The organism is Dyadobacter sp. CECT 9275, assembly GCF_907164905.1.
GTDB classification, from domain to species: domain Bacteria; phylum Bacteroidota; class Bacteroidia; order Cytophagales; family Spirosomataceae; genus Dyadobacter; species Dyadobacter helix.
Genome location: NZ_CAJRAF010000004.1, coordinates 813452 through 831430, shown reverse-complemented (window position 1 = coordinate 831430; position 17979 = coordinate 813452). Strand labels below are relative to the sequence as shown.

At 46.6% G+C, this 17979-nt stretch carries 13 protein-coding genes; 5 read left to right on the top strand and 8 right to left on the bottom strand.

Annotated elements, in window-relative coordinates; translation table 11 throughout:
• Positions 1–17 precede the first annotated feature (17 nt).
• Positions 18–1598, top strand: coding sequence for a SusD/RagB family nutrient-binding outer membrane lipoprotein (locus KOE27_RS29090; RefSeq protein ID WP_215242350.1), 1581 nt, complete (start codon positions 18–20; stop codon positions 1596–1598).
• Positions 1599–1822: 224 nt separating this feature from the next.
• The gene (locus KOE27_RS29085; RefSeq protein WP_215242349.1) at positions 1823–3121 is read left to right on the top strand and encodes a sugar MFS transporter; all 1299 of its coding nucleotides are present in this window, start codon (positions 1823–1825) and stop codon (positions 3119–3121) included.
• Between the two features lie 49 nt (positions 3122–3170).
• On the opposite strand, the gene KOE27_RS29080 is transcribed toward KOE27_RS29085, so the two are convergent.
• Both KOE27_RS29080 and KOE27_RS29075 read right to left on the bottom strand, forming a co-directional pair.
• Positions 3171–4301, bottom strand: coding sequence for a serine hydrolase domain-containing protein (locus KOE27_RS29080; RefSeq protein WP_229253044.1), 1131 nt, complete (start codon positions 4299–4301; stop codon positions 3171–3173).
• 26 nt (positions 4302–4327) lie between these two features.
• A complete protein-coding gene (locus KOE27_RS29075; RefSeq protein WP_215242348.1) occupies positions 4328–4780 on the bottom strand; it encodes an Lrp/AsnC family transcriptional regulator in 453 nt (150 codons plus the stop codon).
• 111 nt (positions 4781–4891) lie between these two features.
• On the opposite strand from KOE27_RS29075, the gene KOE27_RS29070 reads away from it, so the two are divergent.
• Genes KOE27_RS29070 through KOE27_RS29060 form a run of 3 tightly spaced genes read left to right on the top strand, consistent with a single transcriptional unit; the run spans position 4892 to position 8315 of the window.
• Positions 4892–5932 (top strand): DUF1611 domain-containing protein, encoded by a 1041-nt coding sequence (locus KOE27_RS29070; protein ID WP_215242347.1) that lies wholly within the window; start codon positions 4892–4894, stop codon positions 5930–5932.
• The gene (locus KOE27_RS29065) at positions 5929–6984 is read left to right on the top strand and encodes a dipeptide epimerase (protein ID WP_215242346.1); all 1056 of its coding nucleotides are present in this window, start codon (positions 5929–5931) and stop codon (positions 6982–6984) included. Before KOE27_RS29070 ends, KOE27_RS29065 begins: the two co-directional genes overlap by 4 nt.
• Positions 6981–8315 (top strand): APC family permease, encoded by a 1335-nt coding sequence (locus KOE27_RS29060; protein ID WP_215242345.1) that lies wholly within the window; start codon positions 6981–6983, stop codon positions 8313–8315. The genes KOE27_RS29065 and KOE27_RS29060 overlap by 4 nt, the downstream gene beginning before the upstream one ends.
• A gap of 410 nt (positions 8316–8725) precedes the next feature.
• On the opposite strand, the gene KOE27_RS29055 is transcribed toward KOE27_RS29060, so the two are convergent.
• The 6 genes from KOE27_RS29055 to KOE27_RS29030 all read right to left on the bottom strand — a co-directional run bounded on the left by KOE27_RS29055 (position 8726) and on the right by KOE27_RS29030 (position 17925).
• Positions 8726–9844 carry an AI-2E family transporter gene (locus KOE27_RS29055; RefSeq protein WP_215242344.1) on the bottom strand — a complete coding sequence of 373 codons (1119 nt, stop codon included), beginning with the start codon at positions 9842–9844 and terminating at the stop codon, positions 8726–8728.
• A 76-nt stretch (positions 9845–9920) separates the two neighbouring features.
• On the bottom strand, positions 9921–10667 hold the full coding sequence (locus KOE27_RS29050) for a transglutaminase family protein (RefSeq protein ID WP_229253043.1): 747 nt from the start codon (positions 10665–10667) through the stop codon (positions 9921–9923).
• A gap of 171 nt (positions 10668–10838) precedes the next feature.
• Positions 10839–12596, bottom strand: coding sequence for a RagB/SusD family nutrient uptake outer membrane protein (locus tag KOE27_RS29045; RefSeq protein WP_215242342.1), 1758 nt, complete (start codon positions 12594–12596; stop codon positions 10839–10841).
• Positions 12597–12621: 25 nt separating this feature from the next.
• The gene (locus KOE27_RS29040; RefSeq protein ID WP_229253042.1) at positions 12622–15723 is read right to left on the bottom strand and encodes a SusC/RagA family TonB-linked outer membrane protein; all 3102 of its coding nucleotides are present in this window, start codon (positions 15721–15723) and stop codon (positions 12622–12624) included.
• Between the two features lie 335 nt (positions 15724–16058).
• Positions 16059–17093 carry an FAD:protein FMN transferase gene (locus tag KOE27_RS29035; protein WP_215242341.1) on the bottom strand — a complete coding sequence of 345 codons (1035 nt, stop codon included), beginning with the start codon at positions 17091–17093 and terminating at the stop codon, positions 16059–16061.
• Between the two features lie 130 nt (positions 17094–17223).
• On the bottom strand, positions 17224–17925 hold the full coding sequence (locus tag KOE27_RS29030) for a FadR/GntR family transcriptional regulator (protein ID WP_215242340.1): 702 nt from the start codon (positions 17923–17925) through the stop codon (positions 17224–17226).
• Positions 17926–17979 lie beyond the last annotated feature (54 nt).

The window sequence follows — 17979 nt, the reverse complement described above, 5'->3', positions numbered from 1 at the left end:
TTAATATTGAAAAGATCATGAGAGAAAATATAAATCAAAGAATCAGAAAAATCTTAAAAGTTGGTTCCATAGGACTTGTCGGGTTTTTCGGTGCCGCCTGTACTGACGATTTTGATACCATGAACAAAAGCAAAACGGCTCTTGTGGTATTGACTCCGGCTGAGTATCCAAAATTATTCTCGCAGGCATTGTCGCAAGGATCTTATCATCCTTCTTACCAGACTGCCACCAATTTATTTGCGGATCTGTATGCGCAGTATTTTGCTACCACCACTGCCAACTTCCAGTCCGACAGGTACTTCCTGAACATGTCGTGGATCAATTCGCACTGGAACCCTATTTATACTCAAGTGGTGCCACAGCTTAAAACCCTGTTTGATACCTACGATCCTCAAAGTGCAGAATATGCACTGGCAAGCATCTGGTGGGCGTTTTCATTCCACCGCGTGACCGATTATTATGGTCCGATTCCTTACTTTGATGCGGGTATTCCGGCGCAAAGCGTAAAGTATGATGCGCAGAATCTGATCTATGATGATTTCTTCAAAAGGTTGGATGCTGCTGTGGCAATATTAAAATCCAAAACCGCTGAGAAACCATTCGGAACTTCGGATATTATTTACAGCGGTGATGTCAATAAATGGATTCTTTTTGCCAATACCCTTCGACTGAGGTTGGCCCTGAGGATATCGAAGGTAGACCCGGCCCGAGCCAAAACCGAAGCGGAAGCTGCTGTGGCGGCAGGCGTAATGACCACCGTTGCGCACGATGCGATGATGGTACGGACAGCCGTGAGCAGCGCTGACGCCAATGGTTTGTCAAGGATTGCCGCCTGGGGAGAATTCAGGATGAGTGCTACGATGGAATCCATTCTGAAAGGGTATAATGATCCGCGTATGGCCCAGTTTTTTCAGCCTGCCTTTGGTACCAAAACCTATGAAGGCTTGAGGAACGGTTTGGACCCCGCGCAGCTGATCCAGCCATTGAATACGAATGATAACAATTCCAATATCGGGGCGAGATGGATACGTAACACAGGAACGGGGTCCGGATGGGAAAACCTGCTGGCTGTAAAAGCAGATATCATGCACGCCGCTGAGGCCTATTTCCTGAGAGCGGAAGGTGCCCTGAACGGCTGGAACATGGGTACAGGTACTGCGGAGAGTTTCTACAACGAAGGTATCCGTGCTTCTATGGCAACCTGGGGTTACAGCGGTGCTGACGTAGAAACCTATATCAACGGAACCACTCCTCCGATAGCGCCTGGTGATTCACAAAATTCTCCGGCGGTAAGTAATATTCCCGTGAAATGGGGAGCTTCTGAGGCAGTGCAGCGCGAACAGATCGGAACGCAGAAGTGGCTTGCTGTGTATCCTGACGGCTGTGAAGCCTGGGCCGAATTCCGGAGAACGCTCTATCCCAAGCTGTACCACGTAGTGAATTCCGTGAATACCGATGTGCCGAATACCGCTTTCATCAGAAGGTTTCCTTTCATTGATTCTGAAAAGCAGAACAATGGTGCAGCTGTAACAGAAGCAGTGAAATTGCTGAGTGGTCCAGATAAAGCAAGTACACCGCTCTGGTGGGATAAAAACTAAGATTGTTAGATAGTAGGATGTAGTATGGAAAGGTATTCCTGGTAGAAATTTTTCTCCAGGGATATCTTTTTAAGTTTAGTACCTGCCTGGGTTTTGACGAAAAATATATATTCTCATGGTATGGTCCCTTTTAACCGTAATCAGGTATAATCAAAGTTTTCTGCATAATCCTAAGTCTTGTCACAACGTCTCTCTTTTAATTTTTAGCTAAACAGGTATCCTCTATGGAAATGACCAGGCCAAAAACATACATTTATCCTCTCGTTATTATTGCAATCCTGTTCTTTGTCTTCGGTTTTATAACCTGGGTAAACGGAATCCTGATACCCTATTTTCAGATCTGCCTGGAGCTGTCCACCTTCCAGTCGTTATTTGTGGCTTTTGCTTCTTACATCGCTTACTTTTTTATGGCCATTCCTTCTGCCTGGATACTACAGCATACGGGTTATAAAAAAGGAATGGTGATCGGACTGGTGGTGATGGCTATAGGTACTTTTATGTTTTTGCCTGCGGCTTATTCCAGAACTTACCTTGTGTTTCTGGGCGGTTTGTTTGTAACGGGTACCGGCCTGGCATTGCTTCAGACGGCGGCAAACCCGTATGTAGCGATCATCGGACCTGCGGAAAGTACTGCGCAAAGAATCGGGTTTATGGGGATTGCCAATAAAACCGCGGGAATATTGAGCCAACGAATTCTGGGAGCCATATTTTTATTGAATGCCGATAGTATCGTTGAAAGCATCAGCGCTGCAACAAATGTGGAAAGGGCAGCAATTCTGGACGAATATATTCTGAAGGTTGTGAATCCATATCTGGTGATCACCCTCATCCTGCTGGCTCTGGCGGTGCTGGTATGGCTTTCTAAACTTCCGGAGATAGATGAGCACGCCGACCAGTCTGTGTCTGCAGATTCTGGAACAGATGACCGGACCAGTGTATTCCAGTATCCTTATCTGGTACTGGGTGTACTGGCACTTTTTATGTCTGCTGCATGTGAAGTAATTCCTATTGACGGCATTATTGTCTACAGCCGCGCGTTGGGTATCCCGCTAAACGAAGCCAGGCATTTTGCGGAATATGCCCTGTATGCCATGCTGGTCGGATATGTTTCCAGTACAATCCTTATTCCCAGGTGGTTGTCGCAACAGGCTGCGCTGATGTACTGTGCCATTGGTGGAATTGTGATGGTGACGGCTTCTTATTTCACCAGCGGGCTGATCTCCGTATATTGTCTGATCTGCACGGGTTTCGGATCGGCACTGTTGTGGGGTACGATATGGGGCTTGGCCATCAGAAATCTGAAAAGATTTACAAAGATCGGGTCCGCATTATTGCTGATGTCGGTCATTGGCGGAGGGATATTCCCGTTGATCTTCGGTACCCTGATCGATTACAATCCTGGCTGGCCGCAAACCTCGGTGCTGGTGCTCATTCCCTGTTATCTGTTTCTGTTTTACTACGCAGTGTGGGGTTACCGGCTGGGAAGGTGGAAAACTGTGATTCCCGCAGAAACCACAGTTTAATAAGGGAGAACGCTTCCGTTCTCTCTTTGACGACAGATTTTCTACGAGCCTATTCTTCTACAATAGCTTCCACGCTTTGAAGGATGTCCGGAATTTTCGGATGAGCGTTGTTGGACAGCAGGATAATGGTTTTGTCTGCATCAATATAACGTTCAAATTGTGTGGCATAACCTGGGTTATCTCCGTTGTGCCACACTACTTTTCCTTTTTTACTTTGTCTGATCTTCCAGCCAAAGCCATACCAGGAAAGCGAGTCGTCGTTCAGGCGGGTTGGTGAAAATGCTTCCAGCAGTGTTTCCGGTTTCACAATTTTACCCGAATACAAGATCCTGTCCCATTTCAGCAGGTCGGCGGAGGTGGAGCTTACCCTGCCCGGACCCTTCCGATTGCCAAGCCAGATGGCGTAATTAAACTGAGGAAATGAGTCGGCAGGTACATACTGTTGTTTTTCCTTTACATAAATATGCCCCGCTGCCAGGTTGGGCAGCTGCTTTTTTTCGGCAACGGTCCTGATATCGGTTTGCGTCATTTGTGCTGGTCCGAAAAAACGGGTTCTGCAGAATGTGATGAAATCCTGGCCGGAAACTTTTTCGGTGATACTCGCCAGAAGCATATAACCGGTATTACTGTATGCATACTTTTCTCCCGGTTCAAAAAGCCTGGGCGGGTGGTACTGTATCAGATAGGCGATGTTATCCGTATTACCGGCCACTTTGGTTTTGTTCCAATACTTATCCATAATTTCTTGATAATCAGGAAGTCCTGATGTGTGCGTGAGCAGGTGCCGGATTGTGACGCCCGTATAAGGCAGGCCCGGGAGATATTTGTCAATCGGGTCGTCAAAAGATAATTTTCCGGCTTCTTTCATTTGCATGATCGTCAGGGCGGTAAACTGTTTGGACACCGAAGCCAGCTCAAAAACAGAAGCGGTATCCATCGATTCCTTCGTTTCAAAACTTCTGTAACCCCATGCTTTATGATAAACGATTTTTCCCTGGTCTGCCACGAGCAGCACACCACTGAAGTCAGGAACGGTTGCCAACAGGTTGTCCAGCCTGGTTTTCATATCCTTAGTGACCGTTACTTTTTTGGAAGTTTTACAGGAAAATAAAAAGAGCCCTGCTAAAATCACCACCCCTGCCCATCGGGTTTTTGGCCGGTTTAAACAAGATTTATACATCTTAAAAGCAGTTAGTAAAACATTTCTCATAATGTAATGGCAGTTTGTTGTTTCACGTCATGCAGCACAATCACGCTGCTTTCGATATTTACGTTCCGGATTTTGGATATTTCCAGCAGGAAGCGGTCGTATTCTTTGATGTTTTCTACCACAACTTTAAGCTGATAATCGATAGGGCCGGCCAGATGGTAACATTCAAGTACTTGTGGCATTTCCCTGATCTGATCCTCAAAAAGGGCAATGTTTTCAGCCGTGTATACCGGCATTTTTATATTGACAAAAACCGTTTGTCCGCGCCCCACCTTTTCCTGGTCTATAATAGCCACATATCCCTTGATGACACCTTCTCGTTCCAGGCGTTTGATGCGCTCAAAAACAGGCGTGGTACTCATTTCCAGTGTTTCGGCAAGTTCTTTAATAGTGAGCTTGGCGTTTTTTTGCAGCAGATTTAGAATTTTCTTGTCCAGGTCTTCCGTCATTTTCTTTTGGAGTATATATTCTTAATTCATGTGTAATTTAGGAATATTATTACAATATTGCATAATTAATAAGAATTTTAATCTATTGGTATAACATTAATACCTTGTTTTATGCAGAAAGCTATTTTACTCACCGCCGGGCTTTTGGACACTCCCGATGCTAAAACTGCACACGGGCTGATTCGTGAAAGCGAGCGTTTTGAAATTGTGGGAGTGGTTGACGGTAAACATGCTGGTAAGGATGCCGGGGAGGTACTGGACGGGATTTTTCGGAACATCCCCATTTTTGCCGGAGTGGAAGACGCGATGTCGGCCGCTCCTGCTTACTGTATTGTCGGGGTGGCAACAACAGGTGGTAAATTTCCAGGTTTTATGCTGAAAATGGTGGAAACAGCTGTTCAGAATAAATTGTCCGTTATTAACGGGCTGCATGATTACCTTTCAGAGCATAAGGATATCGTGGATCTTGCAGCAGAGAACGGAGTGGAGCTGCATGACATCCGTAAACCCAAATCCTTCCGTGACCTTCATTTTTGGACCGGGGAGATACTTCAACTTAAAACCCCTGTGGTAGCCGTTATGGGTACAGACTGCGCCCTGGGCAAACGTACCGCTACCCGGTTACTGGTGAAAGCCTGCTGGGAGGCCGGGCTTCAGGCCCAGATGATCTATACCGGACAAACAGGCTGGCTGCAGGGAGGACAGTATGGTTTTATTTTTGATTCAACCCTGAATGATTTTGTTTCGGGAGAGCTCGAACATGCGATCCTGACCTGTGCCAGGGAGACCAACCCCGACATCATTTTTATTGAGGGGCAGTCGGCATTAAGGAATCCGAGCGGTCCTTGCGGGGCGGAATTCCTGCTTTCGGGTATGGCCAAACAGGTGATTCTGGTTCACTCTCCTACCAGGGAATATTTTGACATGGAACCGCATTTTGGTAAAATCCCCACGGTTGAATCGGAAATTGAGCTGATCCGTCTCTATGGCTCGCAAGTAATAGGATTGGCACTGAATACTGAAAATTGTGACGAGGAGACGTACAGGTCTTTTCAAAAGAAATATGAAACCGAACTGGGGATCCCGGTTTTACTTCCTATTCAGGAGGGTTGTGAGGGTATTGTTCCGGTTATGAAAGCAATGGTACCATGAACATCAAGACGATCAGGTCCTATGCTAAATCCGTTCCGCTGAAAAGGCCTTACACCATTGCGAGGGAGACCATCAGTGTGGCAGAAATCATTTTTTTTGAGGTTGAGCTTTCAAATGGCGTCATCGGTAAAGGAGCAGCCAATCCGGATCCGGAGGTAATTGGTGAAACACCGGAACAGACCTTGTACAATCTGGGTTCGGAGAAGGTGTATCTTGGATTGAAGGGAAAGGATATACGGGAATTCCTGTCGCATATCGCATTCTTCCGGCAGATATACCCAGACTTTCCGGCCACCTTGGCTGCCATTGACATTGCACTGCACGATGCCTTCGGAAAGTGGATAGGGCTGCCGGTTGTAGATTTTTATGGCCGCCATCATAACAGTATGCCCACGTCGATAACCATCGGCATTAAAAACGTGGCAGAAACGCTGTATGAAGCAAAGGAATATAAAGATCAGGGATTCAGAATACTAAAAATCAAGACCGGCGTGAATGCACAGGAAGATGCTGAAAGGGTTATCCGTTTGTATGAGACTTTCGGTGATTATTTCACTGTACGTGTTGATGCCAATGAGGGTTATTCTGCCGAAGACCTGCGCTTTTTTTTAGATCAAACCGCTTCGGTCCCGCTTGAACTGACAGAGCAGCCGTTTCATCCAAGGATGGATAAAATGTTGCTGCAGTTTCCGGCAGGAATCCGACGAAAACTGGCGGCGGATGAGTCTCTGAAAGATGCCAGAACGGCACTACGCCTGGCTAATGAAGCCTTGTTTGGTATCTTCAATATCAAATTGATGAAATGCGGCGGTATTACAGCGGCCTTTGAGATAGCAAACATTGCCAGGCAAGCGGATATTGAGTTGTTCTGGGGATGTAATGATGAAAGCAGCCTGAGTATTTCGGCGGCGCTCCACGCAGCTTTTGCGTGCCGGAATACCCGTTATCTGGACCTGGACGGCAGTTTTGATTTGATGGAAGATGAGCAGGAAAGCGGATTTGTGGTGAAGAACGGTTATCTTAGGATCAAATCTAACCCTGGTATTTCATGACTGAACCTTCTCTGAAACGTACAATTAAACCTCTTTCAGCTATCTTCCTTGTAGTCAGCGCCATAGTTGGCTCTGGCGTATTTAAAAAGGTGGCGCCCATGACCGCCGAACTCCATTCTCCTGCCTTGGTGCTGCTCTGCTGGACACTTGCCGGAATTTTAAGTATGATGGGTGCATTGAGTACCGCAGAACTTACCAGTATGATGCCCGGGTCTGGGGGAGAGTATGTCTACTTCAAGAAAATATACGGGCGTTTTTTTTCTTTTCTTTATGGCTGGGGAAATCTTGTGGTGATGAAATCTGCCACCATTGCGGCACTCGCCTACATTTTTTCGGACTCATTGCATAGTGTTATTCCGGCCATACACGGGCTAGGAGGCTATAGTATTCAGGTAGTGGCTTCAATGCTGATTATCACACTGAGCTTTGTAAACCACCGGGGGGTATCTTTTGGTGAAAAGCTCAGCAGGTATTTTATCATCGGGATCGTGCTGGCCATTCTGGGTTTTGTGGTTCTCGCCGTTACATCGGGGAAAGGAGATATCAGCCATTTTACTGCGGAAACGCCCAACGTGCCCACCGGATGGGGCCTGTTCGCGGCTATGTTTGCTGCCTCATTAAGCGCCTTCTGGGGATATGAGGGGTGGAATAATATCGGTTTTGTTGGAGAGGAGATTAAAAATCCGCAGCGTAACCTGCCCCTTGCACTGGGTGTGGGAACCCTGGTAGTGATGACCCTTTATCTGCTGATCAATACGGTTTACCTTTATATTTTACCAGCCATACAGATCGAAAGCCTGGCAAAGAACCAGATTGCGGCCGTTGAAACGGCTCGAGTGCTGGGTGGCGATCAGGGGGCGATATTGTTGTCTGTGCTGATCGTGCTGACTACTTTTAATTGTACCAATGGTACGATCCTGTTGTCGGCCAGGATCATTTACGCGCTGGCGTCGGATAAGTTATTTTTCAAGAGAGCGGCAGTGATTCATCCGGTCTACAATACTCCCTCTTTTTCGATCATGATCCAGGCTGCGTGGGCTATTGTGCTGGTGTGGTCCGGAAGTTTTGATACTCTTACGGACCTGCTCATATTTGCTTCTTTCCTCTTTTATGGCGCTTCGGCATTCGGGGTGATTTTGTTCCGGAAGAATAAAATGCACCGGCCCTATAAGGTTCCGCTTTGGATACCTGCTGTTTTTTCGGTTTTTTGTCTAATTCTGGTGACCGTTACCATCTATAACAAACCGGTGCAGGCGCTCATAGGGTTATTGCTCATCAGCTCGGGTATACCTTTGTATTTTTATTTTAACAGCCGTCTTAAGGTCCAGTAGGCGGTTTTCAGTCTTGAGTAAACAGTTTAGAGTAGGCAGTTCGCAGTGGGCGGCCCGCGTAACCGTGGCACGGTTGTAACAACTAGCACATTTGGGCCTGGTGTATCAACCGTGCCACGGATTATGCAGCAGGTAAGCAGTTTTTAGTTTTCAGTAAACAGTTCACAAGTGGGCTTGGTAAGCAGTTTTGCCAGGGCTGTGAACTCTGAACTAAGTACTGTTAACTTTTGCATGTAGTTTTCAGTAAACAGTTCACAGTGGGCTTGGTAAGCAGTTTGCGGGCGCTGTGAACTTTTAACTAAATACTGTTAACTTGATTGAGCAGGCAGTTCAGAGTGAGCAGTATGCCGGTTTCCTAACCCTGTGAACTTTGAACTCAAAACTGTAAACTCATACAGTATGCCGACTGATTATTTCTCCACCCCGGGTTTGGTATCCACCGCGGAGCGTTTACGAAAGGCGGGAAACATCATGGGACTGCGTGTGGGTCTTTCATCTCCAAGAAGTACACCCCATTGCTTGAAAATATCCGTCCGGTCGAAAATAACTTTTAATACGGCTATCACAGGCATTGAGAGGAACATTCCGGATACACCCGCGATCTTACCGCCAATTACAACTCCCAGAATTGCGAACAATGCATTGATCTTAACTTTTGAGCCCACGATTCGCGGCATGAGAATGTTGTTGTCCAGAAACTGAACACCGGCAATTACGCCCAGGACGGTGACTACCGGCCAGAGTTCGGTTGATGACGTAAGTGTTATCAGCACGCCGATGATGTTACCGATCAGCGCACCGATGTAGGGAATCAGGTTAAGAAAGGCAAATATTACGCCGATCAGCAAGGCATGTTTGATTCCTATCACCATAAGTGTTCCACCCACCAGTACAGTCATATACGTGACTTGAATCAGCAGACCCACCAGGTAACTTTTAATAATTGTTTCTGTTTCATATATGGCTTCCTTTACCTTGGGATGATGCTGTGTGTCGAACCACATGAAGATAAACCTTAGAAGGATATCTTTGTAAAACAGCATCAGGTAGATATAAATGGGCAGCAAGCCTACAAAAACAAACAAAGAGCTGAGTGTAACTGCCGCTCCGCTGGCCGTTTTTCCTGCAAAACTCACCATGTCCTGCGTGTTTTTATTAATAAAATCGACTTGCTCCGTTGTGGAATAATGGCTGATACCCGATATCCATTTACTGAGTGACTGAAGGTGGATGTTTACATTACTTTTGATTCTGGGGAAATCAGATACCAACGATTTGACCTGGGCAGAAAAAAACCATACAATACCTGCCAGAATGATTACAAGCATCAAAATAGGAAGTACTATGGACACTGCTTCCGGAACTTTGTGGTTTTTCAGGAAACGGTTCACCGGAAGTAAAACGATACTGATAAAAAAAGCCATAATCAGTGGCATAATGATGTCATTTCCAACGACCAGGATGGAGACGAGCAGTACAATCCCCAGTAATTCGATGGACCGTTTTACGGTTGAAGGCAAGTTGTTCATTTTTGTTCCCCGATATAGTAGTTTAAAATGAAGTAACCGGGTTATTTCATTTTAAACCGGTTACCTCCTTCATAGATTAGTTTTCTTCCGTTTCTGGTTCCAGCAGCTGCACTTCCACATGCAAAGACTGTAATGTAGCATTCCCAAATTGAGTAATCATTGCCACGTCGGCGGCGTCCCGGCCATGTGCTATCTCAATCCGGTAACCTTCTGTCTGCTGTTGTACTGCGTCAAAGGTATACCAGTCATTGCCGATATAAACTTCAAACCAGGCGTGGAGGTCCATCTCCTGAAGTTTGTCCAGATAACCTACCGTCATTCGGGCTGGGATACAAAGATTCCGGCAAAGGGCAATGGCAAGGTGTGTGAAGTCCCGGCAAACGCCTATCCGGTTGCGGGCGATATCGAGTGCGGTGGTGGTGGAGTCCGTTACGCCGTACTGGTAGGTCACGTTCTGGTGGATCCATTTACGAATTTCTTCCACCTGGTCATAACCGGGTTTAAAATTGCCCGCTATCTCCATGGCGAGCTTATTTATCTCAGGCAGATCCGACTGGCAGTAACGGCTTGGCAATATGTAGTGCATTACTTCGTCGGGTAAGTCGCCGATCATTACATATCCCGGAACGGGTACGGGTATGGGTTTGGTAGGATTTACCTGGGCTTGTACCTCGGTGGTAATGGTTACCTGCCCAACGGGCAACACGGCCCGCTGGCAGGGGTTACCATAGATGTCTGTATATTCAGAAAAGGGGACCGGAGGATCAATTTCAAAGCCTTCCCGGATGACGGATTGGCCATCCTGGCGGCGTGGCCTCAGCATTGTAGTTACATTTGTAGGAGTATAAACGCTGTACGTTATTACGCTCCTTCCATTCATTTTCATAAGATATCGATTTGTAAAGTCTCAGTAATATGAGAGTCTTTAAAATCGCATGCCAGTAGCAGACCAGACTTTCCAAGTCTTCAAGACTTGGAAAGTCTGAACCACCCGTTACTCAATCGTCGTCAGTGGCGCAACATTTTTATCTGCTCCATCGTAACCAACGTTCTGATTAATGATACCCTGGGTATTCGCGGTGATCACCAGAGAAGGGATCGGCCACAATACATGGAAAGCCGACATGTTTGCGGTATTGCCCAGGAGCTGGATCTTCTTCTCGTAAGTATTATTGTATTTGGATACCCTGTCGAAGAAGAAATTCTTTTGGCTGAAATTGCTTAAACTATACCCCCCCAGATTAGATTTAGCCATGATATAGGATACCCTCACCAGTTCGGAGTGTCGGGGTTCTTCGGCAAACAATTCACGGGCACGCTCGTTCATGATGAAGTCTATCGTAACCTCACCGGCGGAAATGGGTAGTGCTTTGGCACGTTCTCTTATTTTGTTGATATCAGCGGCCGCCAGAGCAAGCTGGTTTTTCCAGTAATAGGCTTCTGCCCGGAGCAGGTAAGTTTCGGCCAGACGGAAGATATACCAATCCCCGTTACCTCCCATAGGCTGTGCTTTGGGGTCGTCTTGCGGATTGTACATGATGTAGTGCGGCATAGCGTATACATGCTTGAAAGTATCTACCTGAGCAGCCAGATTAGAGATTTTCAGCGGTTTGCCATAATCAATTGAAGTCGGGTTGTTGTATTTTAATTCATGTATATCCACCCAGTTGATATCACTTCTCCGCAGATCAGGAGTAGTCCGCCAGGTATCACCCTTATAGGACCAGATGTCGTACTGATAATACCCTGTTAACCGGATATTGGCATTGCCTCTCCCGAGCGAGTCGTACATCGGGCCGCTCGCAACCATCCCTGGTTTTCCCTGGCTGTCGAGTACCTGTGGCTGGAACCACTGGCAATTGTATAGCCGCATGGTATAAAGTCCTGCGGACCTTGCTCCCGGAGGCGCTTCGTAGCGGTCAATAGAAGCAAGGATCGTCTCCGTGTTGGTAGCCAGGCTGAAATTTTTAGAGCGGTGCAAATCCCAGATTAAATTGCGGTAAGTCTTGGCGGCGTCTATCCCGAACCGCTGGGTCATGAGCGCGTACGGCCCGTTAATGACGCGGTTAGCGGCCTCAATGGCTTTGTCGTATTCGGTGTTGGCCAGGTATATTTTGGTCAGTAGATGGTTGCCGGCACCTTTTGTGATCACGCCCGACTTCGCCGTGACCGGGAGCCATTCAACAGCAAATTCCATATCCGACTGGATTTTGCTCAGGATAGTCCATCTGCTGTGGGTTTTGAAGTCAAGTTTTGCCCCTTGAATTTCATCCTTGATAAAAGGAACATCCCCATAAGAGTTCACCAGGCGATAGTACCAGTAAGCCCGGTGCCAGTACGCCTCCGCCAGAATGACGTTCTTCTCCTGCTCCGACGTCCACTTAATGTTATCTATTCTGGATATCAGCACATTGGCATTTTTGATAGAAGAATAAATAACGGTAAACATCGCCAGAAAACGATAGTACTGATCGGTATTGGGGGTGAGGTTATTAAAATCCAGCTGCGACCATGGAGACGCCAGATCCGACGCGGCAAATTCCATAGTCAGGTTCGGCATGGTTCCGGTATTCTCATTTTTGAGATCCTTGCGCATCGTAATCAGCAGAGATTCAAAACCGGCTTTATCGACGAATACGTTTTCGGGACTGAAAAAAGAAAGCGGCTCAGGTTTCAGCCAGTCTTTGTCACAGGACGACTGCGTCAGTAACAGCACAATTAATGTCAGGGATATCTGTATGATACGTTTCATAGATATTTTTAATTTATTTCTTAAACTATAATGACATGTTCAAACCAACGGTGAAGTTCTTGGGCATGGGCAGATTGGCCGGAACCGTGGCGGAAGACCAGCCTTCCGGATCCCATCCTGGCCATTTGGTAAAAGTGAAAAGGTTACGGGCCGATACGTACACGCGCAGGTTGTTCACTTTTATGCGCTGAGCCAGCGAAGCGGGCAGGGCATAAGCCAGGTTGACATCCTGTACGCGCAAAAAGGAAAGGGGTTTGTATATTTTAATACCACCTCCAAAAACGTTGGTGTTGGTATTGAGGCGGGCATAATCGTTGATTGGGTTTTCAGGCGTCCAATAGGGGAAATCATGGGTATTCCGTCTGTCATAAGTGTCCGAGCCACCTGTTCTGAGGCCTTCATCAAAAGGAGCGATATGTCCCAGTTCGCTTCGCAGAAAGATAGAACCAGAGAAATTTTTCAGGAAAGTAAATTCATTTCTCAGTCCGATACGGAACCGTGGCTGGCGGTAGCCGATGAACATTTTGTCTGCCAGGGCCTCATACTTTCCGTTTCCGTCGGCATCTGTTGCTTTAAAATCCCCGGGTTGAAGTTTGTAAACCGCTGCCGCATCTTTTTCACTGACCTGCCAGATACCCGTTACGTCGTAGTTCCAGACCCGGTCCAGCGCCTGGCCCGGAAACCATTCGTTGGTATAGTCCGGAAGTTCTCTTTTCACGGTTTTGCCATCCACGGTTTCTTCCTTGTAATCTCCGAAAAGTCTTTTGATTTTATTCCTGTTGAAAGAGAATACCAGGCTCGAACGCCAGCTGAAATTTCTTTTCTCAGTGTTAACGGTATTGATGGTCATCTCAAAACCACGGTTACCCAGCTGTCCCAGGTTGGATGTAATGTTCTTAAATCCGGTGATTTCGGGAAGAAGCCGGTTCATGAGCAGGTCAGTAGTGGTCATGTCGTAGTATTCCATACTTACATCCAGCCGGTTTTTAAGAAAGCTTACATCCATACCCATATTAATGGACTTTGTTTTTTCCCAAACCAGGTTAGGGTTGGCCAGAGAGCTGTTATACACACCCACCTGCACATTGGAACCATCATAGTATTGGGTTGACAACAACTGGGCAAGTGCGGAATAGGCACCAATGTCCCTGTTTCCGTTCACACCCCAGGACAACCTCAGTTTCATCTGGCTTACGAAATCCAGGCCGAAAAACTTCTCTTCCGATATCTTCCAGGCCACTGCTGCTGCCGGGAAAGTTGCCCGTGGTTGTTTGGTGCCAAAGGCAGAGAAGCCATCCCGACGAACGGACGCCGTAAACAGGTACTTGTCGAGCAGGGTGTAATTGAGGCGGGCCATGGCGGCATCACCGGTAATCTGGCTATCGTCGGTTGAAACTGCGGGGCTTGTACCATATTGCAAGCCATGAAATCCAAGGTTCTGATTGGGGACATAGGTCTGATTGGTGATAACAGAAGACCACCCGCGGTTTCGTTCCGAACTGTAAAGAAGGGTAAGGTCAAAACGATGGATGCCAAACTCCTTGTTCCAGTGAAGCAGGTTGTCCAGAATCCATTCATAGGTAGAGGAGTCTTCGCGGGTACCATAGCCATTGGAACGGGTGGATCCTCCTTCCAGCGTTTTGGATGACCAGAAGTTGTAATCCTTCAAAGCCTGGTAACGTGGCTGAAATGATATTTTATAATCAAAGCCGAATGGCAGTTTAATTTTCGCGAACATGGATGCGAAAAGTGTATTTATTTTTCTGAGGCGGTCCTGACCATAATAGTTGATCAGCGGGTTGGCAACGGCAAAACTGTTGGGGTACCAGGATACATCTCCATTGGCATCAAACATAGACCCATAGGGACTCATGACAAACATCTGGGACAGGCTTGCCAGTACTGTACTTTCATCCCGGTCGGCAAATTGGGTATTCACACCCACGTTCAGCCAATCGGTTACCTTGAAGTCAACATTTAACCTGGAACGGATGGTAGAGAACTTGTCTCCGCGGATCACCCCCTCATTATTCTGGTACCCCAGAGACCAGTAGTAAGTAACATTTTTGGATCCTCCGCCGATGCTGACATCATAATTCTGACGTAAACCTTTTTGGATCACTTCATTGTACCAGTCCACGGTTTTGCCTGCCAGGTAGTTTTCTGTTTCGATCGGGAAGAAACGGAGCCTGCCAAGCCATTCCTGGGTGTTGTCGGCCTGGGGGTTATTACTGGCGCTCCTCCACTGCTCCAGCGTTACACCGGATGGTAGCCGGCCAGGGTTGTCGTAATAGTAGGAGGGGTTGTTGGGGTTGGTGGCTTTCAGCAAATCCCTCCTGAAAGTGAGATATCCGTCTTTGTCAAAAGGCTTAAAATCGTTAACGGTTTCGGTCACGCCAACATTTGCCGAGAAGTTGATAACGGGCTTTCCTGTTGTCCCTTTTTTGGTTGTGATCAGGATCACCCCACCAGCTGCCCTTGCGCCAAACACTGCTGCCGAACTAGCGTCTTTGAGGATATCCATGGTTTCTATGTCAGCAGGGTTAATATCTGCCACGCTTCCGTTAAAAATCACTCCGTCCATTACCACCATCGGGTTGGAGGATGCATTCAGTGATTTAGGCCCCCTGATTTGCAAAGAACTTCCCCCGGAAGCAGTAGTTCCCTGATTGGCATTGAAACCGGCAACCGTGCCTGTGAGCATATCAGATAGTTGTGTCATAGGCTGGTTTTTAAACGTTTTGGCGTCCAGCCGGATCACTGCACCGGTCAGGTCACTTTTTTTCATAGTACCGTAACCTACCACCACCAGTTCGTCCAGTGCGTTTACGCTGGGTGCCATGGAAATGTCAATGACAGACCGTGTCCCAACAGGTACTTCTTTTAGTACATAACCTACAAAACTGAATGAAAGAACCTCACTCTGTGCAGCCTGGATGGTATAATGTCCTTCGGCATCGGTAGTAGTTCCTCTCTGTGTTCCTTTTACCACAACGGTTACACCGGGCAGGCCTTGGGTATTGAGGCTGTCGGTTACGTTACCGGAAACGTTCCTGAGATTTTGAGCGTAAAGGCATGCAGGTCCTAGCAAGAGCAGTACCAGCAGCAGGTGTTTGTAAAATTTCATAAGTAGTAGTTTAGAATGCATAGAACTATGTTTAGGATGAACTTTATTAGAAATTAACGATGTGCAGATTCGGGCAAAATTTTATACTTCACAAGTTTGATTTGTGGGAATAATAGTCTGTATTATATTAGTTTTCGGAATTTAATTTTGCGTAAACGCAATGTTACAAGGAATTGGAGCAGCTTTGGTTAATCAGGCAGGAATTAATAACGAGAACGTTACCGGTAACGTTCTCGAAAAGAGAAATTTGGCTTATTAAATGAAAAGATATAATATATCTATTGAGGCTTCGCGGTGCCTTTCCAAGTCGTCAAGACTTGGAAAGGCTGGCCGGTTTATCTGAAATATTTGTAAAATCCAGCAGAAGCAGTATCCGAAACGGTACCGTCAGGTTTTTGGTAGATAAAATAAGCGTCGAGATTTTTGTGCTTATTTAAAAAATCCAGCGATTTGGTTAAGCCCATCACAACCAGTGCATTGTCGTAGCCATCGGCAGTGATAGCATCTTCGGCAATCACGGTTACGCTGATGATATCACTTTGTGAAGTATACCCGGTTTTGGGATTTACGATATGAGAAATCCTTTTGGATCCCATCACCTGGTATTGCCGGTAATTTCCCGAGGTTGTAATAGCACCCTGTTTCATCTGGACTATCTTGCCAATGTCTGTATTTTCAAAACTCTTTTTTGAAGGCCTTTCAATACCAACGGACATAAGTTTATCTTCCGGGTATTTTCTTCCCTTCACCCTGATCTCTCCACCGACTTCAACCAGGTAGTTGGCAATTCCCTGGGTTTCCAAAAAGGCGGCTATCACATCAACACTGTAACCCTGCGCAATACCGTTGACGTCCATCTGCAGGCAGGGAATTGTTTTAGACAGCAAACGCCCATTCAGCCTGATTTTGTCGGAACCAACACAGTCAAGCAAGGAGCTGATTTCCGCCGAGTCAGGAAATGTGGCGGGTTTCCTGGTACCAAATCCCCAGGCATACATAAGTGGCAGAACGGTTATATCAAAAGCGCCATCGGTATCCCGGTAAATTTCCAGTGATTTCCTGACTACCCTAAAGAGATGCTCGTCCGTCACCAGGGTTGTGTCAGCGTTGTTGAAGCGGCTGATCAGAGAAGAAGGCTTGTAGGTAGAAAGAGATTGGTCAAGAGCCCGGAAAATACTGTCCAGCTGTGGTTTTTTTATTTTTTCCCTTTCACAAAAAAAAGTAACCGAATAGGTAGTACCCTGCGCCGTTCCCGTAATATGAAACGGAAGGAGGGCAAGACTTTCACGCACCCAGGAAACAGAAAGCAGAATGACGCCGCACAAAGATACAAGCCTGCCCAGTGATTGCCTGGTTTGTGATACTCCCATTTCTGCCTGTTGTTTTAGCCCCAAAATGTGCTGCAAAGTTCACCTATTTCCGGACAATATATTCTTCCGGAGGGCAGGAGGTGGTATCTCTGAAGAGAGAGACCTGACCTTCTGCCGACCCTTTTGTCTTTTACCTGTCGGTAATGGTAGCGAAATACACGGCCAGGTGAGTATACATTCCCTTGCGGAATTCTTCCTGCGTACCATGTTTGAGCAGCATGAATAAATCGTGATGTGTTACGCGGTTGGGTATATCCACGTGGGTTTCCTGGTTGTAATATCCGGTAAAAACATGTTCAAAAATGGGCATGAGTAATGTCTGGAATCTTTGGAAAGTATCATTTCCGGTCATTTCATAAAGTTTTCCGTGAAACGCCACTTCTTCTTCTTTTGAAACAACCGTCAGGTCTTTCTGCCTTTTAACGATCGCTTCCAGTTCGTCAAGATCTTTTTCTGTTTTTCTGGCAAACAGGAATTCCGAGATCCCCATTTCCAGTATCAGACGGAGTTCAAATATATCTTTGAGGTTGTCCTGGCTGAGCAGCAGTGGATTGAGTACTTTTTCGATTCCCGCCAGCAGATCGGGCTGTGCCATGATCATTCCCCTTCTGGGCCTGGTTTCAATCATGCCCAACATTCTCAGGCGGCTCAGGGCTTCTCTTACCACGTTACGGCTAACGTTCAGTTTCTGAGATATTTCAATTTCATTGGGGAGAGAATCACCGGGTTTGAAGCCGTTTTCTGTAAAGTATTCGCGGAGGATATTTTCAACTCTGTCCGTCATCGACAGAGATTCCAGAGGTTCGAGTGTATTGGATTTTGGTTCGGTCATGATCGCATTTTGCACAAAGGTGGTGCAAGATAGTACATATAAGATAATATCAGA